Annotated in this window: 27 protein-coding genes and 7 pseudogenes; 19 read left to right on the forward strand and 15 right to left on the reverse strand. The window is 55.7% G+C overall.

What is annotated here, in order from left to right; translation table 11 throughout:
• Positions 1 to 86 precede the first annotated feature (86 nt).
• On the forward strand, positions 87 to 1,016 hold the full coding sequence (locus JFU48_RS25680; RefSeq protein WP_201138102.1) for an alpha/beta fold hydrolase: 930 nt from the start codon (positions 87 to 89) through the stop codon (positions 1,014 to 1,016).
• Between the two features lie 242 nt (positions 1,017 to 1,258).
• Positions 1,259 to 1,519 (forward strand): DUF1652 domain-containing protein, encoded by a 261-nt coding sequence (locus tag JFU48_RS25685; RefSeq protein ID WP_201138103.1) that lies wholly within the window; start codon positions 1,259 to 1,261, stop codon positions 1,517 to 1,519.
• Between the two features lie 50 nt (positions 1,520 to 1,569).
• On the opposite strand, the gene JFU48_RS25690 is transcribed toward JFU48_RS25685, so the two are convergent.
• Complete coding sequence (locus tag JFU48_RS25690) at positions 1,570 to 2,013, reverse strand: low affinity iron permease family protein (protein ID WP_201138104.1); 444 nt, start codon at positions 2,011 to 2,013, stop codon at positions 1,570 to 1,572.
• 256 nt (positions 2,014 to 2,269) lie between these two features.
• Here JFU48_RS25690 and JFU48_RS25695 point away from each other — a divergent pair, with 256 nt between their 5' ends.
• From JFU48_RS25695 to JFU48_RS25715, 5 genes and pseudogenes are all read left to right on the forward strand, one after another.
• The gene (locus tag JFU48_RS25695; RefSeq protein WP_201138105.1) at positions 2,270 to 3,154 is read left to right on the forward strand and encodes a manganese catalase family protein; all 885 of its coding nucleotides are present in this window, start codon (positions 2,270 to 2,272) and stop codon (positions 3,152 to 3,154) included.
• Positions 3,155 to 3,382: 228 nt separating this feature from the next.
• Positions 3,383 to 4,312, forward strand: a complete 930-nt coding sequence (locus JFU48_RS25700; RefSeq protein ID WP_201138106.1) for a ZIP family metal transporter — start codon at positions 3,383 to 3,385, stop codon at positions 4,310 to 4,312.
• A gap of 153 nt (positions 4,313 to 4,465) precedes the next feature.
• A complete protein-coding gene (locus tag JFU48_RS25705; protein WP_201138107.1) occupies positions 4,466 to 4,963 on the forward strand; it encodes a YciE/YciF ferroxidase family protein in 498 nt (165 codons plus the stop codon).
• A gap of 137 nt (positions 4,964 to 5,100) precedes the next feature.
• Positions 5,101 to 5,322 (forward strand): PLDc N-terminal domain-containing protein, encoded by a 222-nt coding sequence (locus JFU48_RS25710; protein WP_201138108.1) that lies wholly within the window; start codon positions 5,101 to 5,103, stop codon positions 5,320 to 5,322.
• Between the two features lie 35 nt (positions 5,323 to 5,357).
• Positions 5,358 to 5,895, forward strand: a pseudogene (locus JFU48_RS25715) (hypothetical protein).
• Positions 5,896 to 5,899: 4 nt separating this feature from the next.
• On the opposite strand, the gene JFU48_RS25720 reads toward JFU48_RS25715, so the two are convergent.
• Both JFU48_RS25720 and JFU48_RS25725 read right to left on the reverse strand, forming a co-directional pair.
• The gene (locus tag JFU48_RS25720; protein WP_242486718.1) at positions 5,900 to 6,187 is read right to left on the reverse strand and encodes a hypothetical protein; all 288 of its coding nucleotides are present in this window, start codon (positions 6,185 to 6,187) and stop codon (positions 5,900 to 5,902) included.
• Positions 6,184 to 6,441, reverse strand: coding sequence for a DUF6555 family protein (locus JFU48_RS25725; RefSeq protein ID WP_201138109.1), 258 nt, complete (start codon positions 6,439 to 6,441; stop codon positions 6,184 to 6,186). The genes JFU48_RS25720 and JFU48_RS25725 overlap by 4 nt, the downstream gene beginning before the upstream one ends.
• A 204-nt stretch (positions 6,442 to 6,645) precedes the next feature.
• Between JFU48_RS25725 and JFU48_RS25730 the strand changes: the two genes are divergently transcribed.
• Genes JFU48_RS25730 through JFU48_RS25745 form a run of 4 tightly spaced genes read left to right on the forward strand, consistent with a single transcriptional unit; the run spans position 6,646 to position 8,392 of the window.
• Complete coding sequence (locus JFU48_RS25730) at positions 6,646 to 6,924, forward strand: hypothetical protein (RefSeq protein WP_201138110.1); 279 nt, start codon at positions 6,646 to 6,648, stop codon at positions 6,922 to 6,924.
• Positions 6,911 to 7,411, forward strand: coding sequence for a CinA family protein (locus JFU48_RS25735; protein ID WP_201138111.1), 501 nt, complete (start codon positions 6,911 to 6,913; stop codon positions 7,409 to 7,411). Before JFU48_RS25730 ends, JFU48_RS25735 begins: the two co-directional genes overlap by 14 nt.
• A gap of 5 nt (positions 7,412 to 7,416) precedes the next feature.
• On the forward strand, positions 7,417 to 7,938 hold the full coding sequence (locus tag JFU48_RS25740; protein WP_342216061.1) for a hypothetical protein: 522 nt from the start codon (positions 7,417 to 7,419) through the stop codon (positions 7,936 to 7,938).
• 49 nt (positions 7,939 to 7,987) lie between these two features.
• Complete coding sequence (locus JFU48_RS25745; RefSeq protein ID WP_201138112.1) at positions 7,988 to 8,392, forward strand: DUF421 domain-containing protein; 405 nt, start codon at positions 7,988 to 7,990, stop codon at positions 8,390 to 8,392.
• Between the two features lie 12 nt (positions 8,393 to 8,404).
• Here JFU48_RS25745 and JFU48_RS25750 read toward each other — a convergent pair whose 3' ends face one another.
• The 3 genes and pseudogenes from JFU48_RS25750 to JFU48_RS25760 form a co-directional block, all read right to left on the reverse strand.
• On the reverse strand, positions 8,405 to 8,815 hold the full coding sequence (locus JFU48_RS25750; RefSeq protein WP_201138113.1) for a response regulator: 411 nt from the start codon (positions 8,813 to 8,815) through the stop codon (positions 8,405 to 8,407).
• A gap of 332 nt (positions 8,816 to 9,147) precedes the next feature.
• Positions 9,148 to 9,453 (reverse strand): annotated as a pseudogene (locus JFU48_RS25755) (EAL domain-containing protein); the annotation flags it as partial.
• Between the two features lie 163 nt (positions 9,454 to 9,616).
• Entirely contained in the window at positions 9,617 to 10,180 is a 564-nt protein-coding gene (locus tag JFU48_RS25760; RefSeq protein WP_127195457.1) for an RrF2 family transcriptional regulator, read from the reverse strand.
• 347 nt (positions 10,181 to 10,527) lie between these two features.
• On the opposite strand from JFU48_RS25760, the gene JFU48_RS25765 reads away from it, so the two are divergent.
• Positions 10,528 to 11,730 carry an NAD(P)/FAD-dependent oxidoreductase gene (locus JFU48_RS25765; protein ID WP_201138114.1) on the forward strand — a complete coding sequence of 401 codons (1,203 nt, stop codon included), beginning with the start codon at positions 10,528 to 10,530 and terminating at the stop codon, positions 11,728 to 11,730.
• A gap of 64 nt (positions 11,731 to 11,794) precedes the next feature.
• Positions 11,795 to 12,543, forward strand: a protein-coding gene (locus JFU48_RS25770) for an IS5 family transposase (RefSeq protein WP_201138539.1) whose coding sequence is annotated in 2 segments (ribosomal slippage) — positions 11,795 to 12,242 and positions 12,242 to 12,543 — 750 coding nt in all. Because the reading frame shifts where the segments join, the coding sequence is not laid out codon by codon here.
• Positions 12,544 to 12,641: 98 nt separating this feature from the next.
• Here the strand turns inward: JFU48_RS25770 and JFU48_RS25775 are convergent.
• The 4 genes and pseudogenes from JFU48_RS25775 to tcmP all read right to left on the reverse strand — a co-directional run bounded on the left by JFU48_RS25775 (position 12,642) and on the right by tcmP (position 16,662).
• Positions 12,642 to 13,064, reverse strand: a complete 423-nt coding sequence (locus JFU48_RS25775) for a hypothetical protein (protein WP_201138115.1) — start codon at positions 13,062 to 13,064, stop codon at positions 12,642 to 12,644.
• An 88-nt stretch (positions 13,065 to 13,152) separates the two neighbouring features.
• A pseudogene (locus JFU48_RS25780) lies at positions 13,153 to 14,485 on the reverse strand (three-Cys-motif partner protein TcmP).
• A gap of 16 nt (positions 14,486 to 14,501) precedes the next feature.
• Positions 14,502 to 15,245 (reverse strand): phage Gp37/Gp68 family protein, encoded by a 744-nt coding sequence (locus JFU48_RS25785; RefSeq protein WP_201138540.1) that lies wholly within the window; start codon positions 15,243 to 15,245, stop codon positions 14,502 to 14,504.
• A gap of 250 nt (positions 15,246 to 15,495) precedes the next feature.
• Positions 15,496 to 16,662: a three-Cys-motif partner protein TcmP gene (tcmP, locus tag JFU48_RS25790; RefSeq protein WP_201138116.1), complete on the reverse strand. Its 1,167-nt coding sequence runs from the start codon at positions 16,660 to 16,662 to the stop codon at positions 15,496 to 15,498.
• Positions 16,663 to 17,344: 682 nt separating this feature from the next.
• Here tcmP and JFU48_RS25795 point away from each other — a divergent pair.
• The 3 pseudogenes from JFU48_RS25795 to JFU48_RS25805 form a co-directional block, all read left to right on the forward strand.
• Positions 17,345 to 17,876, forward strand: a pseudogene (locus JFU48_RS25795) (DDE-type integrase/transposase/recombinase); the annotation flags it as partial.
• A gap of 28 nt (positions 17,877 to 17,904) precedes the next feature.
• Positions 17,905 to 19,281, forward strand: a pseudogene (locus tag JFU48_RS25800) (IS30 family transposase).
• Positions 19,280 to 19,576 (forward strand): annotated as a pseudogene (locus JFU48_RS25805) (integrase core domain-containing protein); the annotation flags it as partial. The pseudogenes JFU48_RS25800 and JFU48_RS25805, both read left to right, overlap by 2 nt.
• Before the next feature lie 314 nt (positions 19,577 to 19,890).
• On the opposite strand, the pseudogene JFU48_RS25810 reads toward JFU48_RS25805, so the two are convergent.
• Positions 19,891 to 20,727: pseudogene (locus JFU48_RS25810) on the reverse strand (SulP family inorganic anion transporter); the annotation flags it as partial.
• Between the two features lie 162 nt (positions 20,728 to 20,889).
• On the opposite strand from JFU48_RS25810, the gene JFU48_RS25815 reads away from it, so the two are divergent.
• Both JFU48_RS25815 and JFU48_RS25820 read left to right on the forward strand, forming a co-directional pair.
• Positions 20,890 to 21,180, forward strand: a complete 291-nt coding sequence (locus tag JFU48_RS25815) for a DUF7693 family protein (RefSeq protein WP_003223884.1) — start codon at positions 20,890 to 20,892, stop codon at positions 21,178 to 21,180.
• An 83-nt stretch (positions 21,181 to 21,263) separates the two neighbouring features.
• Positions 21,264 to 21,809 (forward strand): hypothetical protein, encoded by a 546-nt coding sequence (locus JFU48_RS25820; protein WP_003223882.1) that lies wholly within the window; start codon positions 21,264 to 21,266, stop codon positions 21,807 to 21,809.
• Between the two features lie 41 nt (positions 21,810 to 21,850).
• Here JFU48_RS25820 and JFU48_RS25825 read toward each other — a convergent pair whose 3' ends face one another.
• Both JFU48_RS25825 and JFU48_RS25830 read right to left on the reverse strand, forming a co-directional pair.
• Positions 21,851 to 22,486: a hypothetical protein gene (locus tag JFU48_RS25825; RefSeq protein WP_003223880.1), complete on the reverse strand. Its 636-nt coding sequence runs from the start codon at positions 22,484 to 22,486 to the stop codon at positions 21,851 to 21,853.
• Between the two features lie 128 nt (positions 22,487 to 22,614).
• Positions 22,615 to 23,073 (reverse strand): GNAT family N-acetyltransferase, encoded by a 459-nt coding sequence (locus JFU48_RS25830; RefSeq protein WP_201138117.1) that lies wholly within the window; start codon positions 23,071 to 23,073, stop codon positions 22,615 to 22,617.
• Between the two features lie 142 nt (positions 23,074 to 23,215).
• Between JFU48_RS25830 and JFU48_RS25835 the strand changes: the two genes are divergently transcribed.
• A complete protein-coding gene (locus tag JFU48_RS25835; protein WP_045122389.1) occupies positions 23,216 to 23,857 on the forward strand; it encodes a TetR/AcrR family transcriptional regulator in 642 nt (213 codons plus the stop codon).
• Positions 23,858 to 24,054: 197 nt separating this feature from the next.
• Here the strand turns inward: JFU48_RS25835 and JFU48_RS25840 are convergent, their stop codons facing one another.
• Together JFU48_RS25840 and ggt are read right to left on the reverse strand one after the other, a co-directional pair.
• Complete coding sequence (locus tag JFU48_RS25840) at positions 24,055 to 24,588, reverse strand: cysteine hydrolase family protein (protein ID WP_201138118.1); 534 nt, start codon at positions 24,586 to 24,588, stop codon at positions 24,055 to 24,057.
• Between the two features lie 66 nt (positions 24,589 to 24,654).
• Positions 24,655 to 26,382, reverse strand: a complete 1,728-nt coding sequence (ggt, locus tag JFU48_RS25845; protein ID WP_201138119.1) for a gamma-glutamyltransferase — start codon at positions 26,380 to 26,382, stop codon at positions 24,655 to 24,657.
• Positions 26,383 to 26,468 lie beyond the last annotated feature (86 nt).

A 26,468-nucleotide genomic window follows, 5' to 3' on the forward strand; every position in this document is an offset into this window, starting at 1 on the left:
ATGGGGATTTAGTTGGATTACGGTTTCCTTTTTCACAATCGACCTGCGTACAGTGGCCTGCAGGGATCAGTGGCTAGGGAGACGTCATGCCAACGCAGAAATTATCCATTTACGATTTGCAGGTGAACGTTTCCATTCGCGGTGACGGTTCACCGCTGCTCCTGCTCAATGGATTGGGTGGTTTGATCCGCGCCTTCGACCCGCTGAGAAATGAACTGTCTGATTACACGACCATCACGTTGGACGTGCCCGGCATCGGGAAATCCCAGGCGCCGCGTTGGCCGATGCGTTTACCCCGCCATGCCGACACGATTGCGCAGATGCTCACGCAATTGGGTTTCGACCAGGTGGACGTATTCGGCGTGAGTTGGGGCGGTGCTTTGGCACAAGAATTCGCCCTGCGTTATCCCGGCATGGTGCGTCGCCTCATACTCGCAGCGACCTCCGCCGGCCCGGCAATGCTGGTGAAGCCCGCCGACGTTCTGGACTTTTTGAACATACGCAAAGGCCACAAACCGCTTGAGTCAAAGGGCCCGCGCCGTTCAGCAAAGGCGCTGATGTCCTTCGGGGTCGCGAACGGTATGCTCTCCGTTAACCCGCGAGCCTATTACCTGCGATTGGCCGCATTGGTGGGCTGGACCAGTCTGCTTCGGTTGTACCGTCTTCGCCAGCGCACGCTGATTCTCGCCGGCGATCGCGATCCATTGGTGCGCCTTTATAACGCGCACATTTTGCGCCGTGCCGTTCGCGGTGCTGAACTGCATGTTTTGCAAGGCGAAGGTCATTTTTTCGTGGTGACCCGTGCGGCGCAGACGGCCGATGCGATACGCGAGTTCCTTCAGCAACCACACGGCGAAGAAAAACCTGCGATCGGCCCGCCCACATTCCGGGCCTCGACGGAGGAAATTGGCGTACACGCATCAATGTGGGGCGCCCTCCGAACAGGCATTTGGGCCAATCCGGTTTGCCAATGCCCTTGCGTCGGCCTTCAATCGTCCTTCATCGGGCTGACCTAACTTACCCATGGGACGCTGGCACGCCGCGAACGATCAGACGCTGCCCGACCTCACGCCCTACCTGCTGCGCAGTTAAATGCCGAGAAAATGTGAAACAGTCATTTGTTTGAGCCTTGAAAGCCAAACTTTTGTCGCCAGAAATGTATCGTCATGACCGCAGTGGCTCGAAGGGATCCTGGAGCCTGTGTCTGACACTCAACACTTACATACCTTGCTTCGGGAACACGAAACTGGAGGAATAAATGATTTCAATCCTGGAGCTGCGCCGGATTATTGAAGAAAGCTTCCGACCGTTGGAATGCCAATGCACCCTTGCGCCTGGAAACTCGCTTCAAGTCAGGGTGACGGACCCTGAATCCGGCCGGGTGAATTTGCTCGTCACCGGCATTTCCACGAACACATTGGTGAGTCCACGAGCAATCTCCGAGTTGATTGCCGAACTGCGCTACGATCTGGCTATGAACAAGCAGAAGAATCTGATCGGCACCGCCGCCTTCCGCTGATGGCCAGACGTGCCGAGGGCTTAGTCGATGCTAAGCCCTCGTCGCGTCTGCTACGACATAGGGGTTTCAGCCGGAGGCAGTGCGGCGGGCCTCTGATTGTCCGCCGCTTGTACGGATGCAGTTTGCGTGCAGTCAACACTCACCTCCTCCTCTTCACCCATTGTGCAGTAACGTTTGCGCAGCTCGCGTAATTCCTTGCTATCCAGGTGATCCAATGACAGGAAGGCGTTTTGCGCATCCTTCGTGGCCCGGATCAGTTCATCGAGCTTCAGGTGCAAGATGTCGTTATCCCGATTCTGTGTGTTCTGGATGAGGAATACCATCAGGAAGGTGATGATCGTGGTGGACGTGTTGATGATCAGTTGCCAAGTGTCGTTGTAATGGAAGTACGGCCCTGTTAAGGCCCAAGCGACAATCAGTAGGATTGCCGTCAAAAAGGTTTTCGAGCTGCCTGACCAGTTCGAGAGCGCTTGGCAAAATTTCGCGAATTTCATGACCGTGAATCCTAGAGGTAAGTAACTTTTCGACCGTAACCGCGCTCTGAAATTCTTTGTTACATCTGGCTTTTTATCCCCTCGCGATGTGCTCGCTGCTTGGAGGCACTTTGCCTCCTTCCAACAAAACCGTCGGTCGCCGTGAGTGCAAACAAATTGCAATTACTCGCTTGGTATTTGCTTCAGATGTCTGTGGGCTCGCATTCGACCTTTCTTGAATGAGCATCGAGCCTGGCCTGACCTGAGGAAATTTGTCATGTTTCTACATAACAAGCGACTTCAATACACCGTGCGTGTTGCTGAGCCCAATCCAGGCTTGGCCAATCTGTTATTGGAGCAGTTTGGCGGCGCCCAGGGAGAACTCGCGGCGGCATCGCGGTACTTCACCCAAGCGTTGGCTGAGGATGACCCAGGTCGCAAAGACCTGCTGATGGACATTGCGACTGAGGAGCTGAGCCACCTCGAAATCGTCGGCTCCATCATCGTCATGTTGAACAAAGGCGCCAAAGGCCGAATGGCAGAAGGCGTTGAGGAAGAAGGTGAGTTGTACCGCGCCATCAACGGTGCCGGCAACGATTCACACATCACCAGCCTGCTGTACGGCGCCGGCGCACCGCTGACCAACTCCGCTGGTGTGCCATGGTCAGCCGCCTATGTCGATACGATCGGTGAGCCGACGGCCGACTTCCGCTCCAACATTGCCGCCGAAGCCCGTGCAAAAATCGTCTATGAACGGCTGATGAACGTGACGGACGATCCTGGTGTGAAAGAAGCCTTGGGCTTTCTCATGACCCGAGAAATTGCCCACCAGCTGTCCTTCGAGAAAGCGTTGCACGCCATCCAGCCGAACTTCCCGCAAGGCAAGTTGCCCGGCATGCCAGAGTTCACCAACGTGTACTTCAACATGTCGCAAGGAGAAGGCAGTACCCGAGGTCCGTGGAATCAGGGAGATGAATGGGAGTTCGTGGAAAACCCTATGCCCGCGGTGGACGGCGGTGACGGTACCGCCAGTGTTCAGCTCAGCGCTGAGGAAGATGCACTGCTGCTGGATATGAAGGCTCGAACCATGTCCGACCCGGACAGTAAACCCATCACCGGCGCCGATTTGGGTGCGGGTGTTCAGGGGGAACCGAAAGCTTGATGACCAGCACCGCACGCCGTAGTGGCGTGCGGTTTTTTTCAGACACCCAGAGGTACACGACATGAATTCTAACACCGGCATTTTCAGCGATGGTTTGGCGCGGTCTCTGTCTGAGCGATTCCACGCAACCGCTGCGTCCTATGATCGGACCGCTATGCGGATCGCCCGAACATTACGCCCCTCCATGGCGAGCTCAAATGGGAAACCTGCGGGACGATAGGAGGCGACATGTCACTTTCCCCATCGTCTGCAAGAACCCCGCTACGCGCCTGGTGGGGGATGGCGTCCAGTGGCGGCTGGCCTGCAGTGCTGTTCTGGGCGTCCCTCCTGTCGGTCACGATCCTGTTGTTGATCAGCGGTTACTCTGCGCTGGTCGGGGCGGAAAAGGAAAACCTGCGCCTGACGGCGCTGGGCGGCCTGTCCGGGTTTGCGGCGACCGCTCTGGGCGCGGTGGGGGCGATCATCCTGCGTGATATCGCCTCACGCACCCAGGACATCATGCTGGGGTTTGCCGCCGGCATGATGCTGGCAGCCAGCTCGTTCTCGTTGATCTTTCCAGGCATCGAAGCCGCTCAGGCACTGTGTGGTAACCAATTGCTGGCCGCCTGTGTTGTCGTGGTCGGTCTGGCTTTGGGTGTTGCGCTGATGATCGGGCTGGATCGGTTCGTACCTCACGAGCACCAGGAAAGCGGCAGGCGTGGGCCTGACTCCCACCGCATCAATCGCGTGTGGCTGTTCGTCCTGGCCATCACCCTGCACAACCTCCCCGAGGGCATGGCGATCGGCGTCAGCTTTGCCAATGGCGACATGAAAGTGGGCCTGCCGTTGACCACCGCCATCGCCATCCAGGACATCCCGGAAGGTCTGGCCGTGGCGCTGGCTTTGCGGGTCACCGGCATATCGGCGTGGCGGGCGGCGCTGATCGCCGTAGGTTCCGGGTTGATGGAGCCTTTGGGCGCAATTGTGGGTCTGGGCGTATCGAGCGGTTTCGCCTTGGATTATCCCGTCGCCTTGGGCCTGGCGGCCGGCGCGATGATCTTCGTGGTCTCGCACGAGGTTATTCCTGAAACGCACCGCAACGGCCACGAAACGCCTGCGACCCTGGGTTTGATGCTCGGCTTCGGCGTGATGATGTTTCTCGATACGGCGTTGGGTTAGCTGAGTGCCCTTCATCCGTGGATGGAAAAAAACTATGAACGCTCAGGCAAACGACTGAGTCAGTTTTTATGAACGCCAGGATGGCGGCCGGGAAACTCTCTCGCCCCGCCTCATGTAAACATCCAAAGACCAGACGACCAGAAGGACTTAGACATGGCCAGAAAGACCGTTGAAGACTTGTTCATCCATGAACTCTCCGATGTTTACAGCGCTGAGAAGCAGATCACCAAAGCGTTGCCGCGTTTGGCCCGGGCCGCGACCAATTCCCTGCTAGCCGACGCGTTCACCTCACATCTTGAAGAAACCCAGGGCCAGATCGAGCGCATTGATCAGCTGGTCGAGCTAACGGGCCTGAAGCTAAAACGCATGAAGTGCGTAGCCATGGAGGGTCTGATCGAGGAGTCCAAAGAGTTGCTGGATGAGATCGACAAAGGCGCGGTGCTGGATGCGGCACTGATCGGTGCTGCGCAGAAAGTCGAGCACTACGAGATCGCCAGTTACGGCACGCTGATCGCAATGGCCAAACACCTGAAACTCGACGACGCCGCTGCATTGCTACAAGCGACCCTCGCCGAGGAGAAAGGCGCCGACGAGAAGCTGACGAAGATCGCCGAGCAAGGTGGTAACCAAGCGGCAACCCTCGAAAAATAACGTTTGAAAAGTAGGCCGGATGTAGGCCACGGCGTCTATGGACGCCGTGGCATTTTTCAGACTAAGCCGACCGTCACGCTGTATGAACCTTGCCCATTGTTTGTTCGCCCAAGCTATACGAACAACGGAGGTGCATCATGCAAACCGAATATTTTTGGATTGCCCTTGCAGCCATTCTCTTGCTGCTCGACCTGTGGGCAATGAACAGCGTTTTGAGAAGCGATAGGTCTTCCGGTACCAAGGCGGGCTGGACGACTCTGATCTTCCTGCTGCCATTACTGGGTGTGGTGATCTGGGGCGTGGCCGGGCCGCGCGGAGTCACTAAAGGGCCAACTTCACCCGAACACAGCAAAGGATGACCGGTATCTTCAGTTCATTTTTGGGGTAATACGCTTTGCCACGGATCCTGACTTCCCAGACCAGCGAAGATGAGCTGGATGAACACAATGCCAAGATGTTTGGATCACCCAAGGAACGTTTGGAGTTTTACCGGGGGGAGATTCATTACGAGACGGCGATATTAGCCAATCGAACCGATGCGTACCTGGCGGCGCAGTCCTTTCTCGTGATCGCCTTTGCGTCGTGCATGGGCAATCTCAACCCTGAGTGGGGCAAGGCTGTTCACGCTGTTTGTGCCTCCATTTCTCGCGCTGCTGGGACTGTTGAGCACGCTCAACGCATGGCCGGGTATCTGTGCGGCATACGACATCATTGATCACTGGTACTACAAGCAGAGTGAACTGCTGCGCAGCGAGCCGGTGATGGGCATGGCGTATGACGAATCGCCTTTGTTCTGCGAGCGGGAATCCACCCACAAGGGCTACCGCAAGGCGCTGCTGTTCTCAGTGCGCACGCCTTGGATCTTTGCGACGTTCTGGATAGTGCTGGGTCTTTGGTCGATCGCCATCCAGCTTACCGATCCCTTTGGTTAGTCTGTTACTCGCCGGGCGACTTAGGCCCCGACGCTTCGCTGCTTGGTTCCGTCGGTGCAGCAGTCGAAGACTGGCCGCGAATGCGCAACAGATCCTGCTGCGCCTCGCTGCGTTTGGCATCCGCCAACCCCTTTGCCTCGGTAAAGCGCTCCCACGAGAGAGCACTGGTCGAATCGCCCTCGATCAGGCTGTAGGCATACGCTTCCAGGCGGTCTGCCTCGAAGAAAAGAGCGGCGTTACGTGCCAGCTCATCATCCTTCTGGTCAGCCGACGATGGCGTGGTCTGGCTCATGGTGAGGCTGCCTCAGTCCATTCCACTTCAGTGGTTTCACGCCATTTTACATCCGTCACGCCAAATCGTTCGGCCATCGGTTTGCTGAAAACTTTGAGCGGCGGCTTTCCGGGTTTTGGAATGGGCGCCAGGTCCGCGTCGCAGCAAGCCCAATGCCAAGCATCGGCGTTACGCATTTTGGGAGAACGAATAACGAATGACTTAGGCTTCCCATGCAGCTGATATTCAATGACGTACAGATCGTTCTGACTCATGAGGCCCTCCTTATGCTCATATGCTAAGGAGCAATCCGGGGCAGAAAAATTCCAAAAAAACATGCAGCACTCTTCTTGTCACGACCACTTTCTGTCGCCCCCTGCATCTGGTTCATGAAGGGCAGCGCTTCCTTTGGTCGACTCTGGTGAACTGTCCCTGATTTCTTAGGCTCAACCTTCAAACCGTGCCCGAGAACTCTCGCCATGAACACCTGCAGAAATGTTCTTTCCCCAGAACAGGAGGCCAAGCTGCGTGCCTACGCGCGATGGCACAGGGCGCTGGATGATTGCTCGCTGCGGATGGACTGTCCGGACGCGTACCACAAGGAGCTCTTGCGCCAGGCTGATGAAATGGATCGGCTGGACGTCGTGAACTGGCAGGAGTGGCGAGAGTTGCGGATGACGGCAGACAAGGCGTACCTGCTAGCAGTCGCAGGTGCTGACTACCATGACAGGCAAGGAAGAATGCATGTCCACGGCTGACGTCACGGTCTCTGATCTACGCCAAAACGCGTTGCGGTTAACAACGGCCGAGTCGTGCACCGCCGGTAAAATCATCACGCTCCTGTCTGAGGTCGAAGGCAGTGGCGAGTTGATCGAGAGCGGCTACGTGGTCTATTCGCCGGAGGCGAAAAAGCGCTTGTTGAACGTCAGTCCGACCACCATCGAGAAGTTCAACCTCACCAGCTGTGAGGTGGCGCGGGAAATGGCAGTTGGCGCCTTGCGCGACAGTCCCGCCAATGTGGCGCTGGCCACCACCGGCATTCTCGGCCCCGACGATGTAGACGGTATTCCGGCCAGGACCATCTGTTTTGCTTGGGCCTTTCAGACGAATCAGGGCCAGAGTGTATTCACCCGTCAGCTTCGGTTTTTTGGCTCTCGCTGTGAGGTACAACTGCTGGCCGCCGAGCATGCCTTGGAGGCACTCGCTCATTTCCATCAGCGGACCCTCGCCGGCGAGCAAACCTGAGGACAGTGGCCAAGGATGATCATCAGCATTCTGATTTCGAAAGCCGCAAGCATCCGGTGTGCGAAGACATGCCGTATCAACTGAAGGTTTGGCGGTTTGAGCGATGGGGTTGGTATGCCTTGGTCGCCGTGGTGTTGATGGGCCTGTTAGGCGTGTTTTCACGCGGGCCACTTAGCGCTCGGGAAGTCCACAGCGCAGACGGCAGGCTTTCGGCACACTACGAGATCGTTCACCGCAACGGTTCGACGAACCCGATGAAGATTGCTGTCAGTGGTCGGCCTGAGTCGCAGGTGGAGATTGAGCTTTCGGGGGATTTTCTCGACGGCTTCAGCATTGAATCCATGCAACCGGAGCCTGTGAAATCGGTCAGCGCCGGGGACGGGATCAAGGCCTGGTTGCAAACGGATCCGCAAGGACGGGCGACGCTTTATTTGACGCTGCGAGGCGATGGCCTCGGCGGTTACACCAGCCGCCTATCGGTGCCGGGATCTTCGCCGGTGAACGTTACTCAATACATTCTCCCTTAGGTGCGCTATGGACTCGGTTATACGTGCGGCCGCCATGTAAGTGGCGTTGATGATCCTGTTCAAGATTGCCGGCCGGCGGTCTTTGGCGGAGTTGACGACCTTCGATTTCGTGCTGCTCATGATCATCGGCGAGGCTACGCAGCAGGCGTTGCTTGGGGATGACTTTTCGCTGACCAATTCCATCGTCGTGATGGTCACGCTGATCGCCGTCGATGTCGGACTGTCGCTTTTGAAACGACGCTCCTCGTTCGTTTCCCGACTCATCGATGGCGAACCCACGGTTCTCGTCGAACACGGCAAGATCCTGTACGAACGCTTGCGTCACGCGCACCTGATAGAGGCAGACCTCATGGAGGCCGCACGTTCAAACCAGGGCATCGAGACCGTGGAGGAGATCAAATTTGCGATATTGGAGCGAAACGGGAAGATTTCAGTGATCCCCAAGGATCACTGAAAGCCAACGGGTTCAGGTTTTGCGTAAGGGGTAGCCGGGTTGTAAAACCTCCGCCACGGCGGCGATGAAGTCATCCATGGCCCAGGGTTTTTGCAGACAGGTCGTGGAGTGAGGAATGGTCGCAGGTTCCAACATATACCCCGAGATGAGGATTGAGCCTGTTGACGGCCATTTAACCTTCACCATTTCGATAAATTCGGCCCCTTGAATTTGCCCAGGCAGTGCATGATCGACTACCACCAGGGGACAAGGGACATGGGCTTCGAGCAAATGCGTGAGAGCATCATCCGCGGTGGCGAATGCCAGAGAAGGTGCGCCAATCTCCGAAAGGATGTCGACCATCAGTGCGCGAAGCGTGGGGTCATCCTCAATAACAATGACTTTGCCGGATACGGGCAACAAACTTTCCCAATTGAGCTTCAATTCCTGATCCCTACTCTAGGCTTATTGAGATAGTCGAACTCGCATTGTAGTCCGACAACTTACAAGCGCCAGGTAGCAAAGGTGTACGCCGGCGGTGGAAATAGGAGTCGGCAGAGGGCGATGTGTTCCCCAAAGCGCTGAGATTCTCTTCAAGCCCTGTCCACCCATCTGTTCTTTCCTTACCAGGGCTGATGACAAGCTTGCGCTGTGAAAATGTTGAGGGCGTGGCGACGAAGCACTCCAATGCGGCACCGCATGTCCTGTACGTTCTCTAGTGGCTTGTATACTGTCGGCCGACGCCTAGATTCCGGTCCCGACGGTAAGCCAAGACTTCAGAGGACGCGTGGGTCGAGTCGCTGTTCGAATCTCGATGCTTTGAGCAGCTTTGCAAACGTCGCCTTGTCCACCGGTCTGCTCATCAGGTAACCCTGGACCTCATGGCATGCATCTTTGCCCAGAATGCCCAGTTGCTCCTCGGTCTCAACGCCTTCGGCGGTCACGGTCAACCCCATCGCCTTGCCGAGGCTGATGATGGCCTGCACCACCGCGCGGTCATTTTCACCGTTGCCGATGGAGGCGATAAATCGCTTGTCGATCTTGATACCGTCAAACGGGTAGGCTCGCAGATAGCCTAGGGCTTGTTGACGTTTCACATGCCGGCCTAATAGCTCGCAGCGTCTGCCGTTGAAATAGCATAACCATAATGGTGACGCGCTCCCCGGTACTCAGGTGGTTGTATTGGGTAGACATGGCAACCCCTTACATCAAGTGCTGCACTTGCTCCTTGAGACCGCCGATTACTCAGTCCGAAATGTTGGTCACTTGGATGGTCCGGTCGTCAGCAGTCTGCGCGCTGCTTTTCTTTTCTCGACGATCGTTTATCCATCTGCCTACCTGGGCCGGGAAGTCAGTTGGAGATTTTCGTCCGACCTTTCTTGCAAGATCAAGAATGGTTTGTTGGGCGAGAGCTTCTTCCATGCGTTTCTGTGCCGTCATCATCGCCGCGTGAACCGAGCAATGGCCGTCTAGCGCCCAGGCAGGCGGAGAGCCTTCGAACAGGGCGCAACGGCCGCGAATCTCTCGGCAATCAAAAATGAGCTTCTGACCGTCGATGGCGTTGACGATATCAAGAATGCTGATTTCGTCAGAAGGCCTCGACAGCTTGAACCCTCCGCGCACGCCTTCCGTTGCTACAACCAGTTTGGACTTAGCCAGCTTGGTGAAAATCTTCGCCAGGTAATCCAGAGGTACGCCTTGCAATTCTGCAAGATCACGCACGCTCGCCTCACGGCTTTCGCCGCCATCGCCCACCAAAAAAATCAGGCAATGAATGCCGTACTCAACGCCCGCGCTGTAAAGAGACATTTAGATCTCCGACCTAATTAGTCGCATATATTAGCAGCGATCAGTGAGGGGGACAACGATCCTCGCACGCTGTGACATGGGACTTTCTACCTTTAAAAATCACTTACACGCCTAATTTTGTGGTGAAAATATTCTATTGAGTACCCATTGCTCAAAAATTCTCTTCAGAAATTCGCTCGGATGGCTCATGAAAAATATCTTGCCATTAAAAACTACGACTAATATAGTCGTTGTTTCTCGAGCTTCTACGGTGGCTGTTTTCCAAGATCGCCTTGCTCCGGCTTCACGTCCGCTACCGATAAGCGTGACTCTTTAACGAATTCATGACTTCCCACCAGGGGTTAAAAATGAAACAGCAGATTCTGATTATTGGCGCAGGTTTCGGTGGTATGTGGACGGCTTTGAGTGCCACGCGCCTTTTCGACATTCATGGTCACAACGACGTTGAAGTGACCGTGCTGGCCCCTCAGGCCGAGTTGCGCGTCCGTCCGCGTTTTTACGAGCCTGATGCGCACCGACTGGTCGCGCCGATTGGCGAGCTGTTCGATGCGGTAGGTGTCAAGTTCATCAAGGGAGCCGCAGAGACCATCGACGTTCAGCAAAAATGTGTCGGTTACATCGATACCTCTGGCACCAAGCAAGTGCGCAGCTACGACAAACTTGTTCTAGCCACTGGCAGCCGGCTCGCGATGCCCAACACTCAAGGTGTGGCGGAATACGCCTTCGATGTGGACCAGATCGAGCAAGCCGTACGTTTGGAGAACCACCTCAAGTCCCTGGCAGGCCTTCCAGAAAGCAAAGGCCGCAATACTGTAGTGATTGCTGGCGGCGGCTTCACCGGCATTGAAACGGCGACCGAAATGCCGGCTCGTCTGCGGGCCATACTAGGTGATCATGCGGACATAGAAGTGATCATCGTAGATCGTAGTGAAAAAGTCGGGGCGTCAATGGGGGCCGAAATCAGTAGGTCGATCGCCGAGGCCAGCGATGAGCTAGGGGTGAAATGGCGCTTGAAATCGTCTGTGGTAGCAGTCGATGAAAATGGGGTAACCCTTAACGATGGCCAGCGTATTGTAGCGAAGACCGTGGTCTGGACCACTGGTGTGCGGGCCAGCTCGCTGACCGAGCAGATCCCAGGTGAACGCGATTTCCTCGGTCGTCTGCATGTGGATTCCCACCTGAAAGTCATCGGCCAGCAAGACATCTTTGCCACCGGCGATGTTGCTTACGCCGCCACCGATGACCTTGGCAACCATGCACTGATGACTTGCCAGCACGCCATCGTCCTGGGCCGCCACGCTGGCAACAACGTTGCCGCGCAGATTTTAGGTGTGGATCCGACCTCGTACAGTCAGCCCAAGTACGTCACCTGCCTGGACTTGGGGGGCTGGGGTGCGGTCTACACCGAAGGATGGGATCGCCAGGTCAAGTTGACCCGGCAGGAAGGCAAATCGCTCAAAACGCAGATCAACACTGTGTGGATCTACCCTCCGGCCGCCAACCGTGATGCAGCGTGGGCGGCGGCGGATCCATTGATCCCCATTGCCTGAGATGCTAGCCCTGGGAGGCGTTATCTTGATAACGCTTCCTTCTGAAAAATCCTGCGGGCTTGCAATGCCCCGATTGATGCTCAGTGACGAGCTTTGGCCGAAGCTGGAAAAAATTCTGCTTCAACAAGCGATTTATCACAAGCCACATCTGCGGATGACAGTTGAGGGAATGCTTTACCGAATGCGTGTGGGCTGTCCCTGGCGAGACCTGCCCCGCGCCTTCGGCTGCTGGAACTCGGTCTACAAACGCTTCAACGCCTGGTCGGCGGCCGGCAAGTGGCTCAGCGTTTTCAACGCTTTGCTCGAGGAGCCCGACTTTGAGTGGGCATTCATCGATGGCACCTATGTAAAGGCTCATCAGCACAGTGCCGGTGCGGCCAGTGGTCAGCCTGAAGCGATCGGTAAAAGTCGCGCCGGCCATACGAGCAAGATCCACCTGGCTGTTGATGCGCATGGCTTGCCTGTGGCTTTCGAGATTACCGGAGGTGACATCAACGACTGCACAGCAGCTCCCGACTCATTGCACAGCTGCCGTCTGCCGAGGTGATCGTGGCGGACAAGGGTTATGACAGTGAGCCCATCCGCGAACAGATCGAGACACAGGGCGCCCGACCGGTGATCCCCAGAAAGCGCAACTCGATCAGGGGCAATGCCGACTTGGACAGGGGGCTGTATCGCTACCGGCATCTGGTTGAAAACGCCTTTGCGCGGCTGAAACACTACCGGGCCGTGGCGTTTCGATACGACAAGCTGAAGCGGAATTATGAGAGCATGATAGCCATGGCCTGCGGGTTCCTATGGTTGCCCATGTGAAACGTCAACAGGCCCTATCTATGGGGAACGGCTCTGGGTAGAGCCCTGTCCATCGGGAGTAGCTGTTGTGTGCACCCGTTTTCTTGAGCGCAATGCCATTAATGGGGCATTACCTGATCTCGTCGCCAGATGGTTCCAGCAATGGCTGCTGGCTTGAAGTCGATGATGCCTGCAGAACCCAGTGGAGAAGTGGCTTGCAGTGGAGGATCAAGACTGAGCGTTTGCCCGGTGCTGAGCGGCAGCTGTGTGAAATACACATCGTGTGAGTCGTTGACCTTGTTGACCAGACGTCCAAACAAGCGGCTACCTCGTGCGATTGCCACGTTCTCGTAGACCATTGCCGCAACATAGTTCGGGTCTACACGCTCCAGTGTCAGATTAAGGAACGTACCTTCAGTTACTTCATATGGCACGGTCACGGGTCGCTGAGCGACTACCGCCGGCTGTTGAGCCTGCGCCAAACCCGCAAAAAGCAATACGAGAGTCACCGCAGTGGCCCAAATTATTTTTTTACCTACCATCAACAACTCCTGACATCAGTGAGCCGCCGCGCAAAAAACAATTCGATAATGGGCGAAATAATATTTTGTGAATCTACTCGGGTGGTCTTCAATCGTCAGCGTCTGACTGCGCCTTGCGAGGCACCGATACCGACGGGGTGAAAAACATGGTGCGTTGAGAGGCCGGCATCAGGATGTCAGTGGACTTGATGCTGCTGCCTTTGCGGCGCTTGGTTCGCCCATCCTTGTCAAAGACTTCGATGTCCTTGCACAGAATCGGCATGTGAAGCGCTTCACGAACGATGCTTTCGTTAGCCATAGTTCCGTTGGCCATGCCCCTCATCATCATTCCGAATGACTGGGTTGGCTGGTCGTAGATCTTGCGTGGCAGCAGTTCAGACAGCTCCGTCTCGATCCGCTTGCCCGTTACACCATTGAAAAAATGCTCCTCACCGAAACCCAGGTTTCGCTGATCGGTCACCTGGATGTCGCGCTTGGTGTCGTAGCCAACAAACAATGCAGGTGTCATGGAGTGCGAAAAGTGGTTGCCGTATTTCCAATGGATTTCTTTCATCACCGCATTGGCGCGATAGCTGTTGGCAAGGTGGATGAACCAGTAAGTCCTTGGATTGGAACTGAAGGGTGTAATGAAAAAAGACCGTCATGAATTCCGCGCCGCTTTCTTTCAGAATACCTTCTGCCAGAAATCTCTGTATGAGGTGCTGCCATTCACGACGCATCGTGGCCTTGAAAGAGGGAAGCTTTTCCCACGGAATGTATTTCTCAAGATCGATGTTTTGCAGTGCCTTGCGGTTCTCATCTCGTTCGGACAAGTAGTCAATCAAACTGTCCACGTTGAATGTTAATAAAACTTCTGCATTATCCACTTCATTGAAAATGGTTCGAATGCTCGAAAATGGCACATCTTTGTACGCGTATTGATCCAGCAGAAACAGCGCTCGTTCGGAGAGCTTGAATTTCTTGATTTGGTTAATCAGAGTGGGAAGCGCATTGGTAAAGCGGGACTTGAGCAGAAATACATTCTGATCGATAAGGTGGCTGTATCCCCTTTCAAAAAGCACACCACGTAAATAATCGATATTGTCTTTCTTGATGTCTACGAAGTAGTAGTTGGCTGCAACCTCGCGATCTTGTCGCCTTAGAATGTTGAGCTCGGCAACGGTTTGTCGAACGGTATCCAAGGCAATGATCGGCGAGCCGTAGTGGATGCCCACACCGTCGTCATCTTGGTAAACACCACCTCCGCAGAAACCGTCAATGATATTTATCCCGATCTTGGGGATTCGCTGATTGCTCATCACGACTGTGATGTAAGTTCGAATATAATCCTCAATGATTTTGTGTTTTATCTTGCTGTGCGGGTCAATCTGGGGATACGTTCCTGTGAAAATATTCCATTTGTATTTTTCATCCTTGGCCATGCCGTCTGTCCCTAACTCAGGCTAAATTCAAAAGAGGTATCTCATCCCAGGTTTGACCGTTCAACAGCCGCCCATTGGCTTTCTTCGAGCGTTTGACGCCGTCTGCCCCCCAGCCTCCCCATTGTTTGAAGAAGAAGGCCGAGCCCGATACGTCGCACTGGCGATGGATGTTATCGACCCATTCCTGTTGCATTGGGCGTGCCTTATTACCTGACTCGCCACCGACAATCACCCAGTGGATGTCGGTCAGATCGATCTCGCCTAAATCCTCCAGAAGAGGTTCTGCCGAAAGAAATCTGATTGTTGCATTGACCCGACGCAGGCAATCAATACGAGGAACACCGTATGCCTTGTCCTCAACCGAGACACCCAGCCAGGCATTGGTCGGTGGTGTGCGCTTGCTAAAATAGTCTGCGAGTCTTTCGGCCCGTTTTGTCAGAATTTGGAAGGTATGTTGCGTTGCTTCGCGAACTACCTCAAAGACCTGATCGATATAATGATCCGGGACTTTTTCATGAAACAGGTCAGACATCGAATTTACAAAATAAATGGTCGGCTTTTTGCGCTGAAGTGGTTCTCGCAGTTTTTCCGGGCGCAGGCTAAGTTTAAATCCATTCTCGTAACCTGGCGTACCCATCGCTTGCAAACGATGTGCCATGTTTTCTGCATAGCAATGCTTACAGCCCGGCGATACCTTGGTGCACCCAACAATAGGGTTCCAAGTCATTTCAGTCCATTCAATGCTCGTCTGGGTACTCATTGCACTTTCACTCCTGTCGTCATGCAGGAAAGTCTTAATCATGGGTTTGAAATAACACTCGCCACCGAAGAGACGGCGCATATATTCTAATCCCTGCTAAGTTTCAAGCATACCACAAAGCTTTCAAAAAACTAGGAAAATAGTCTGGCGACATAAATAAAAGTCACTTTGTTTTGATATATAAGACAAGCGGTGACGGGTTGGATTTTACTTATTTCTGCTCATGGGTATCACCAATGAATTGATGAGATCATTCTGCGCAAAGTGCCCAGCGCTCGCTTGCTCTTGGCCAATTAGGTCGGACAGGTTTCTTTGTCCGACTTTTAACGTCAGTATCCAAGTTGTATATTTTTCCTTCCTTCACGAGCTCTTTAAAAGCGAGCTGGAAGTCCGTAGGGTATAGGTCCGTTTCTTCCAAAAAGCCCGCCCAGCACTCATTGTCTATGAGCATCGGACTCGTCGAGAGCTTTGTGAGCAAGTAGGTCTTTGCAAGCGTTCGATTGTCGTGAGCACCCGTTGCCTCAGGCGGCTCCTCGATGGTGCCAAACAGGTCGTCGATTGGCGCGCGTTTGCTCGATTGTTGTCGCAATTTTGTCTCAAACTGACTGACGCGTTGAATCATGTGCATTTGCTCGGCGGCCTCTTTAAAGACAATCAGGCCTTTTGGATGTCGGGTGAGATAAATCAGGAAATACAACACGCGATCCATCCCAGGACGTTCCACCGTCACGTGTGCCGACCTGCCACCGTAAAGGCTTCCAATGGCCTGGCGGTACTGCGTGACGATAATGCGCTGTCGCTCGGTCGCCGACTCATTACCCGAAAAGCTGACCGGTTTGCCCAACAGCTCTTCCACGTTTGCCTGCTGGGCTTTCATCGACATCGCTCTGTTGATGAAGTCATACATCAGGTTGATGAGGAACTCTGCTTTGTTCAACGCCAGTAGTGGAGCAAGCACCGGAGCGTTGATGACCTTGCGCCACCCTTTAGGGTCGATAAAAAAGAAGGTGAAGTTATGCGATGCCCACGCGGCAATCTCAGGAATTTTGGTGGTGTAATCGCCCTGGATGCAGTCTGCTGCAACGCAGGAACTCGAATCGTTGTCGAGAAAGCTTTTCAGCTTTGAGAAAGCTTCTTTGTTTTTCTCGATGTATAAGGCACGGAATTTAACTTTGCAGCCGTGAACCTCTTCGAGCGACTTGGCGCAGTCTTTCATCAGCTTCAGTGAAATGCCGATAGAGGTGTCGCGCAAATCCTCAGATTCTTCAGACCACGGCCCAGCGAAGCAGTCTACGTAATTGATGACTGTTTCATTTCTGCCAATAATCATGAAAAGCCGTTGGAGATAGGTCTTTAGTATCGTGTGCTTAACGTAAGCCTGTTCCCGACCGTGGTACTCCACTGGTATCGCCGCCATAATACTTCCCTGTTGATGCGCTCGCTCACTGAAGCCAATCGAACGATATGGATATTTCGTAGTGGCGATACGATATCTGAGCCGTTGCGGGATGGCTACGGTGGAGACGCCCGCGATTGGCGCTATCGTGTTGGTTACGCCTGCTAAAGATTGACCCTAGCAGTCGGGCCAAGCCGATAGAAACAGGCTCGCTACGACACATGAGTGTGATCGCCAACTGAAAAAGTCACTCGATCTCGCACGCTACCCAGATCTGGCAGCTAGGACTTTGAAAGCCGGGCGAGCGCATGACTTCAGAGTCAAAAAATAGCTTTATGCACAATTATGCAAAAAAACATAATTGCTATGAGGTATAGCTGGGCTACGAATAAAGGGTTGTGCTGGACACTGGGTCTAAGCAGTTCACCTTGCAGATTTGCACGGCACGGGCACACTCAAAGAATTGAGTGAACTCACGAGCTGTGGCAGGTACCGCGGTAACCACGGCGAAACGCGTACCCCCCAATTTTTCTCAATTTATTCCTTGTTTTCTCTTTTATTTCTTTTTGTCCCACTGTCTGCGCGACGCTGAAAAAAGCGGAAACCATGTAATCCTTTTGTTGATTTACGATGACAGCTTTGGGCCATTTCCGGTTTGTTGTGATGAGAAGATTTTAGCCGTTTTATGTCCGTCGCAAATGACTACGCCCGCCGCCACAGGCGCCGAACTCCGGACGTTTAGCGACTTCGATTGCGCAGTCGGGTCAACAAAACTTTTACGCAAAGTCGAAGCGCCGCCGATAGCCGCAGCATCGTGTCGATGATACCGAAAGACGGCGAGCAAATCGGGCGGTTCAAGGTGCGTGGTCTGATGCGGGACTGGAGTTCGTCAGCAAACAACCTGGATCACATGCCTACAAACAGGCGACGGTCGAGCGACCTGATATTCGAATATCTTAAATCGAGAGTTTGATGTGCCGGCACCCAATCAGGTCTGGTGTGGCGACATCACCTACATCTGGGCTCAACGGAAATGGCATTACCTGGCTGTCGTTCTGGATCTCTACGCACGCCGAATTGTGGGTTTGGCGCTGTTAAACAAGCCGGATGAGGATCTGGTCATCAAGGCGCGGGGCATGGCTTACGAACAGCGTGGTAGGCCTCAAGGTCTGCTGTTTCACTCGGATCAGGGCGCGCAGGGCGGATTCAACCGGTCGTCGCAACACCTTGATCGAGGTGTTTATTGGACGACCCGCAGAATGGATGCAAAAATTGACGGGCCGGGGAGCGATGCGTTCTCCAGGTGCACCCTCACTTCGTAATGAGGTCGAGCGGCTATTTTGGGTGCAGATTGCAACAGGCATCACAAGCGAAAAGGCAGCACATGCCGTTGGCGTATCAACAGCGGTAGGTACACGCTGGTTTCGTCATCGAGGCGGGATGCCATTATTCATGTCGAATCACATATCAGGACGATACTTATCGTTTGCAGAGCGAGAAGAGATTGGGCTACTTCGAGCGCAAAGTGTTGGCGTTCGCGAGATCGCCCGTCGCCTTGGACGAAGTCTATCGACAGTTTCACGGTAGCTGACACGAAATGCTGCTACCCGTTGCGGTCTGCTTGAATATCGAGCGTCAGTAGCGCAATGGAAGGCAGAACTGGTGGCCAAGAGGCCGAAACCAGCGAAACTGGTCACTAATCCGCGACTGCACCAATACGTACGCGACCGCCTTGAGGGCAAGGTTCAAGACGCCGATGGTCGTGAGATTTCTGGGCCTCGGCGAGCGCCCTTCAAAGGCCGAAATAAACCGCATCGCAGTGACCGTAAATGAGTCAATGGCTGGTCGCCTGAACAGATTGCCAACCGGCTCCAGATCGATTTTCCGGATGATGAATCCATGCCCATCTCTCATGAAGCCATATATCAGGCGCTCTACATTTAGGGTCGAGTAGCTCTCAAGGGCGAACTGGTGAGCTGCCTGCGCTCAGGATGAGCATTGCGCGTGCCGAGAGCCAGAGCGCAGGCCAAAGTGTGGGCACATGTCAGCGAGGACGTCATGATCTCCAGTCGCCCTGCTGAGGTAGAAGATCGGGCTGTACCCGGGCATTGGGAGGGCGACCTGATCATCGGTCTGAACCGTTCTGCGATTGGAACTCTGGTCGAGCGCTCAACTCGATTTACCATGCTCGTCCATCTGCCTCGCGAGAAAGGTTATGGGCTAATTCCCCGCACGAAGAACGGCCCGGCGCTGGCTGGCTATGGGGCTGTTAGTATGGCCAATGCATTGAAAAAGACGGTGACTGATCTTCCCATCGAGCTGTGGCGATCTTTGACCTGGGATCGTGGAAAGGAGCTGTCGGATCACGCTCGATTTACCATCGAGTCCGGAGTAAAGCTTTTCTTTGCTGATCCACATAGTCCATGGCAGCGCGGCACAAACGAAAATACGAACGGCCTTCTACGGCAATACTTCCCGAAAGGCACTGACCTCTCTCGTTGGAGCGCTCAAAAAATACAGGCGGTAGCTCACGTACTTAACACTAGACCTCGAAAAACAATCGGCTGGAAAACACCTGCCGAAGCACTGAATGAGTATCTAAAGTCTGTACAACAATCCAGTGTTGCGACGACCGGTTGAATCCGCCCAGTATGGCAGCCGCCAGTTTCGCCAACGACTCTGGCGTTGCAGCATGCGTCAAAGCATGAGCCGTCGTGGAAACTGTTGGGATAATGCGCCGATGGAGCGTGTGTTTCGCAGCTTGAAAACTGAATGGATACCGACCGTGGATTACATGACAGCTCAAGGAGCGCACCGAGACATCAGGCGTTACCTAATGCATTGGTACAACAGGATTAGACCGCATCAGTTCAATAATGGGTTCGCCCCGGCGCGGGCCGACAAAAAACTTAACGTCGTGTCCGGGATTAGTTGACCACGACAGTCCGGTTCATTAGACCACTACAAAGATGATGCTTGAAGAATCCGCCAAGCACTTTTCTGAATTGATAAATCGACGCTAACCCCTACCTGTTGGCGCTGATTGAGCCTGACCCACCCTGCCGATAAAAAAATGACCCAACATGGATTGTAGTTACTCAATTGACCTATGATGGCTCTCGAAATATCTAATAGGCGTAAAAATATTTACGCCTATTCAGTTTAAATACTTTTTTGAAAACTATAAACCACTTATAGCGCCCATCTATGTCGATTCAGCTCTCGGACGTAAATTTTTTACTTATATAAACCTAACATCGCGCAACCGCCCATGCCACCGAACGCGCCGGAGACCACGTTCGCCGCACCCAGGGCGACGCATTCGCGATCCGGGTAACCACGGGTTTCGGTGATTTCGTCGGTGAGGTTCAGGGTCAACAGGGTTTCCAGCAGCCCCACCAACGCCATCAGAATCGCGTATGGGGCGATGATGCGCAGGGTCTCCAGGTTCCACGGGATGTCCGGCAGCGCGAAGCTCGGCAGACCGCCGGCAATGTGCGCCATGTCGCCGAGGGTGCGCGTTGGCAGGCCGAACAGGTAGACCAGCAGGCCCACGCCGAGGATCGCCACCAGTGCCGGCGGCACCGCACGGGTCAGGCGCGGCAGAATGTAGACAATGGCCATGGTCAGCAGCACCAGCCCGGTCATCAGGTACAGCGGCGTGCCGCTGAGCCAGTGTTCGCCGCTCTTGAAATGCTCCAGTTGCGCCAGTGCAATGATGATCGCCAGGCCGTTGACGAAGCCGAGCATCACCGGGTGCGGCACCATGCGCACCAGTTTGCCCAGGCGCAGCAGCCCGAACGCGATCATGATCAGACCGCCGAGCAACACCGTCGCGAGCAGGTATTGCACGCCGTGCTGCACCACCAGCGCGACGATCACCACCGCCATCGAGCCTGCCGCCCCGGAGACCATCCCCGGCCGCCCGCCGAACAACGCGGTCAGCGTACAAATGATGAAGGCGCCGTACAGGCCCATCAGCGGATTGAGGTGGGCCACCAGCGCAAACGCAATGCATTCGGGCAACAGGGCAAACGAGGTGGTGAGTCCGGCCAGGACATCGGCGCGCAGACGTTGTGGTTTCATGGCTTACCTGACTAAACGACCTGAGAGCGTGGCCGAGGGTGTTCGCGGGAGTAAAAGAGGGTTGCGGATGTTACGGAATTGTCCGGGATCGGGCCAGTGATCGCTGACACGTGTAGCCGTGCGATTTATCCTGACGCGCTTATGCCTCCACCGAGTATGACCATGACTGCATTGCTGACCGCCCGCGACGTTTGCCAGCGCTTGCGCGAGGCTGCGCTGGGTGTGTTGATGTTCAACCGATTAGAGGCGTCCGGTGCTGCCGGACTGGTTGCGGTCGATATCGAGGGCTGGCGCCTATTGCTGGATGTTGAGGGTGGGCGCTTGCATCACTGTGAACATTGCCGTTGCCCGGATGGCCGCGAATGGCATTTCAATAGCCGTTACGGCACCGACCCGGTGAATCTGCTCAGTACCTGGGAACTGGCGCAGATCGAAAATCTGTTGAAGCCCTGAACACCTCACGGACAAAGTCGATTGCTCAATGATGGCACTCTGCCCATAATTCGCCCCCCTTATTCCTCACGCAAGGAAACGCCGTGAAAAAGTCTCTGTTGTTGATCCCGATGCTGGCAGTGCTGCTGCAAGGTTGTGGCATGACCATGACCCGCTACGAGCCGAGCTTCGAAAACGTTCAAAAGCTCAAGCAGACTCCGCCCCTGCATGCGGTCAGCAATCCGCAGGTGACTGCCGAGTCCGGCGAAGGTTCGCTGACAGTTCGAGCCAATCCGGTGCGCTCGCCGTCCGGCAGCATCCCGGCGCACATCCAGGACGCGATCACTGAAGAACTGCGCAAGGCCGGCCTGCTTGATCCGCAAGCTCAGCGTCAGCTGAAAGTGCTGGTGGTGAAGAACAATCTGTCGGCCGGCATGGGCACGGGCGAAGGCCAACTCGCGGCACGCTTCACCCTGCTCAATGGCCAGAACGTGGTTTACGACGCTACCAAAAATGTCAGCAGCCAGTGGAGCAGCAGCTTCTTCGGTTTCATCGCGATTCCGAATGCGGTCAACGCCTATAACCCGATGCTGCGCGATTTGCTGAAGGAACTGTACAGCGATCCGCAGTTCATCCAGGCCCTGAAGTAAGGGCAAAAAAAGAGCCGCGATTGCGGCTCTTTTTTTTGGCATCAAGCCCGCGGAGTGCGGGTCTCGAGCGCCGAGTATTTCAGGGTGTTGTTGTCGATCATCTGCTTGAGCAGCGCATTGACCTGACGGGCGAAGGTGTCGTTGACCGCAGCCTTCGGAGTGTTGCCCATCAGCGGAATGAACCAGATACCGATCCAGGTACCGACCGCATCATGGTTGCTCGCGGTGGTCAGGGCCTGGCCTGTGCCATCGACGGCTTCGAGGCTCATGGTGTACTGATCGGTGCCGTACGCCGGGATCACCATCAGACTGAAACCACTGATGAAGGCCAGCACCATCGAACCGGCATTCGGCGGATGGTTGTACATTTTCAGACGCAGGCTGTAGTCACCCGGCTGCTTCTGGAACTCGTCCAGGGTGACACGACCGAACAGACCCGAATCGGTCAGAATTTTTTGCAGCTCTGGTTTGAGCTGATCTCGCGCTTGCGGCACTTCTACGGCCGAAGTGCTTTTCGGCTCGCCCTGATAGAAGTCGAAGTCCACATACACGTTCGGTTTATTCGCGTAGCTGGCCATCGATGGCAGCTTGACCGGCGCGACTTCGTCTTTGGTGAAACTGGCACAACCACCGAGCGTGAGCACCAGGCCCAGCGCCACGATTTTCCCGAATTGCATGTTGTCTTCCCTATATGAACCGAGCCAAATGATAGCAATAAGCCTCCATTGCGGAGGCGGGGCGGATTCTAGAGAGAGCGGTCGCGTGAGGAAAGGCTGAATCGGAAAATTTACACAAAAAACCCCGCTCAGCCCTGCCGCAAATCGAGCACGTAGGTGTAGTAACCGGTATCGCGCACATACCCTAGCGATTCATACAAACCCTGCGCAGTGAAGTTGTCGGTGGCGGTTTCCAGCACCAGCCCCTTGGCGCCAGTCTGCAGCGCAAAGTCACGCGCGGTGTTCATCAGCAATCTGCCCACTCCACGGCCACGAGCAACGGGCGCGGTGAACAAATCGCTGAGCAACCAGGTGCGATGGGCATCTATCGAGGAAAACGTCGGATACAGCTGCACGAAACCCAGCGCTTCGGCGTTTTCATCCTGCGCGAGGAAAATTGCCGACTCGTTGCCGGCCATGCGTTCGGCGATGAAGGCGCGCGATTGCGCCAGGTTCAAGGGTTGCTGATAGAAACCGCGATAGGCGTCGAACAGTTTTGCCACCGCCTCCAAATCAGCCGCCGTAGCGCGCAGTGCCTTGATTGCCATGCTCCCTCCCCCGTTTTGTTGATTATCGAACCAGCATAGCGCTCTCGAACGAGTTAGCTGGCCTCATCGCTATATAGTTTTGTATATTGCGAAACCGAATTTTCCAGTATCCGCCCATGCCATTCATTCACACCGTGTTCCCATGAGCGCCATTCGCGTACGCAACGAGCAATTGATCCTCGCCGCCGCCAGCGAAGAGTTCGCCGCCAACGGCTTCGACGCCACCCAGACCCGCGACATCGCCGCCCGTGCCGGCGTGCCCAAGGCCAACCTGTATTACTACTTCCAGACCAAGGAAAACCTCTATTCCAAGGTCCTGTTGGGGTTTGTCGAACCACTGCTGGAAGCCTCGGCAGCGCTGCGCGAAAGCGACGATCCGATGATCGGCCTGCGCGCCTACGTCGCCGCGCGCATCCGCATCGCTCGCGAACACCCGGCCATCGCCAAGGTCTTCAGCGGCGAACTGCTACTCGGCGGTCGCCAACTGCCAGACGAGTGCCGCGACCTGCTGCACGCCGAAGCCCGGCGCAACGTCGACTGCCTGCGCAGCTGGATCGAACGCGGCCTCCTGGCCCCGGTAGACCCGGAACACCTGATGCTGTTCATCTGGTCGGCGACCCGCACCTACACCAACATTGGCTGGCAAATGGGCTGCATCACCGGGCGCGCCGTGCCGCAGGATGAGGATTATCAGACGGCGGCGGAGACGATTACGCGGATGGTGCTGGAGGGCGTCGTGGCACCGCGGGCTGGGGAGATTCGTGGGGTTTTGTTTGCGACTTGAGGTGTTAGGGCTGCTGCGCAGCCCGGCGCGAGCAAGCTCGCTCGCCACAGGGGACTTATGCTGGACATGGAATCCGTGAACACCATCAATCAATGTGGGAGCGGGCTTGCTCGCGAAGGCGTCGGATCAGCCCCCACATGCGTCACAGGCCCACCGCTTTCGCGAGCAAGCCCGCTCCCACAGGGGTATTCGCTGGTTTAGAGAATGATCTCGGCTGCAGGTTTGACATCGACCCGGGCCGTGGCACCGGTCAGGTGCGCCAAGTCCTTGTTGTGTTCGGCGATGATGTCTTCGGCGCTCATGTTGCCGTTGTCGAGGGTGGAATGGGCGTCCGCGGCAAGCACCACGTCGTAGCCCAGTTCATGCGCCTTGCGCACGGTGGCGTTGACGCAGTAGTCGGTTTGCAGGCCGCAGATGATCAGGCGCTCGAAGTCTTCGCTGGGCAGCAGTTTGCCCAGGTCTGTCTGGTAGAACGAATCCGGGGTGGTTTTGCGTACGCGTAGATCTTTTGCTTCAGTCAGCAGGCCTTCGGCCAGTTGCCAGCCTTCGGCACCATGGGCCAGCGGGCTGCCCGTTTCTTCATGCTGAATCAGCACCACCGGCACGCCGGCCTTGCGCGCGCGGGTGCTGAGCTGGTTGATGGTGTCGATCACGCGGAGGATGTCGAAGCACTGGTATTGGCCCGAGCAGAGCGCCTGTTGGACGTCGATGATCAGCAATGCAGTAGACATGATGGGTCTTCCTTGATCGATCCTCGAAACAGGGGCGGACCTGAATCCGCCCCCTTTTTACGCCTCTCAGTAACCCAGTGACAACCCGGTATTACGCCGTGGATCGTTGGCCCCGTAGAAACGGTTGTTGCCCACCGGTTTACCGCCCAGCGACGGCGCACCGACCAGGATCGCGGCGATGTGGTTGGCATCCTGCGGGCCAGCAAATTTGTGGCCCCAGCTTTCGAGGATTTTCTTCGTGTCGGGACTGGCGGCGTAGTCTTCGAGGTTGGTCTGCTCGGGCATCCATTGCTGGTGGAAGCGTGGCGCGTCGACCGCTTCCTGCAGGCCCATGCCGTAGTCGATGACATTGAGCATGGTCAGCAAGGTAGCCGTGATGATGCGGCTACCACCCGGCGTGCCGACCACCATCACCACTTTGCCGTCTTTGGTGACGATGGTCGGGCTCATCGACGACAGCGGGGTTTTGCCCGGGGCGATGGCGTTGGCCTCGCCCTGCACCAGACCGTACATGTTCGGCACGCCGACCTTGGAGGTGAAGTCGTCCATTTCGTCGTTGAGGATCACCCCGGTCTTGCTCGCCATCACCCCGGCGCCGAACCAGTCGTTGAGGGTGTAAGTCACCGACACCGCGTTGCCCCACTTGTCGACGATCGAATAGTGCGTGGTGTTGTTGCCTTCATGCGGCGCGACGCCGGGTTTCAGTTCGGCGGAGATCCCGGCCTTCTGCGGCTGGATCGCGTTGCGCAGCTTGGTCGCGTAGTTCTTGTCCAGCAGATGCTCGATCGGATTCTTCACAAAATCCGGGTCACCCAGATAGCTGTTGCGATCGACATAGGCGTGACGCATCGCTTCGATCTGGTAGTGCATGCCCTGGGCCGAATGGAAGCCCAGATCCTTCATCGGATAGCCTTCAAGAATGTTCATGATCTCGCAGATCACCACGCCGCCGGAGCTTGGCGGTGGCGCCGAGACCACATGGTAACCACGGTAATCGCATTCAACAGGCGCCAGCTCGCGGGTCTTGTACTTGTCAAGGTCGGCCTGGGTGATGATGCCCTTGTTGGCCTGACTGGACGTGACGATGGCGTCGGCCACCCAGCCCTTATAGAAGCCGTCAGCACCTTTTTCGGAAATGGTGCGCAGGGTTTTCGCCAGATCCTTCTGCACCAGTTTCTGCCCGACCTGCATCGGCTCGCCGTTGTGCAGGAAGATCGACCCGGAATCACGCATGTCCTTTTTGAACACATCGGTGGCGTAGTCCAGCAGATCAACGTCGCCCTGCTCCAGCTCGAAACCGTCTTCAGCCAGTTTGATTGCCGGGGCGATCATTTCCTTGCGCGGTTTAGTGCCGTACTTGCTCAGCGCCAGCTCCATGCCCGATACGGTGCCGGGCACCGCCACGGCGAGGTGACCACGGGTGCTCAGGTCGGGAACGACGTTGCCGTCCTTGTCCAGGTACATGTTGGCCGTCGCCGCCAGCGGGGCTTTTTCGCGGAAGTCGAGGAAGGTCTTGCGCCCGTCCGCCAGTTGAATGGTCATGAAACCGCCACCGCCAAGATTGCCTGCCGCGGGATATACCACCGCCAGCGCATAGCCCACAGCAACCGCCGCATCCACCGCGTTACCGCCGTTTTTCAACACATCGACGCCGACATGGGAGGCCAGGTGCTGGGCGGTGACCACCATGCCGTTCTCGGCGGCAACCGGTGCCACGGAGGCGGCGTGGGCCATGAGGCAGCTCAGTGCCAGTGAAGTCGCAATCAGCGTTTTGGCCAAAGGTTCGTACTTCATGAGTCGATCTCTTTTTTGTTATTGGATGGTGTGCAGAACAGGGGGGAACGCTTTAAAGGCAACAAGCAGTATGGTCGCTATTGCGA

The organism is Pseudomonas sp. TH49 (assembly GCF_016650625.1).
In the GTDB taxonomy this organism is placed as follows: Bacteria; Pseudomonadota; Gammaproteobacteria; order Pseudomonadales; family Pseudomonadaceae; genus Aquipseudomonas; species Aquipseudomonas fluorescens_H.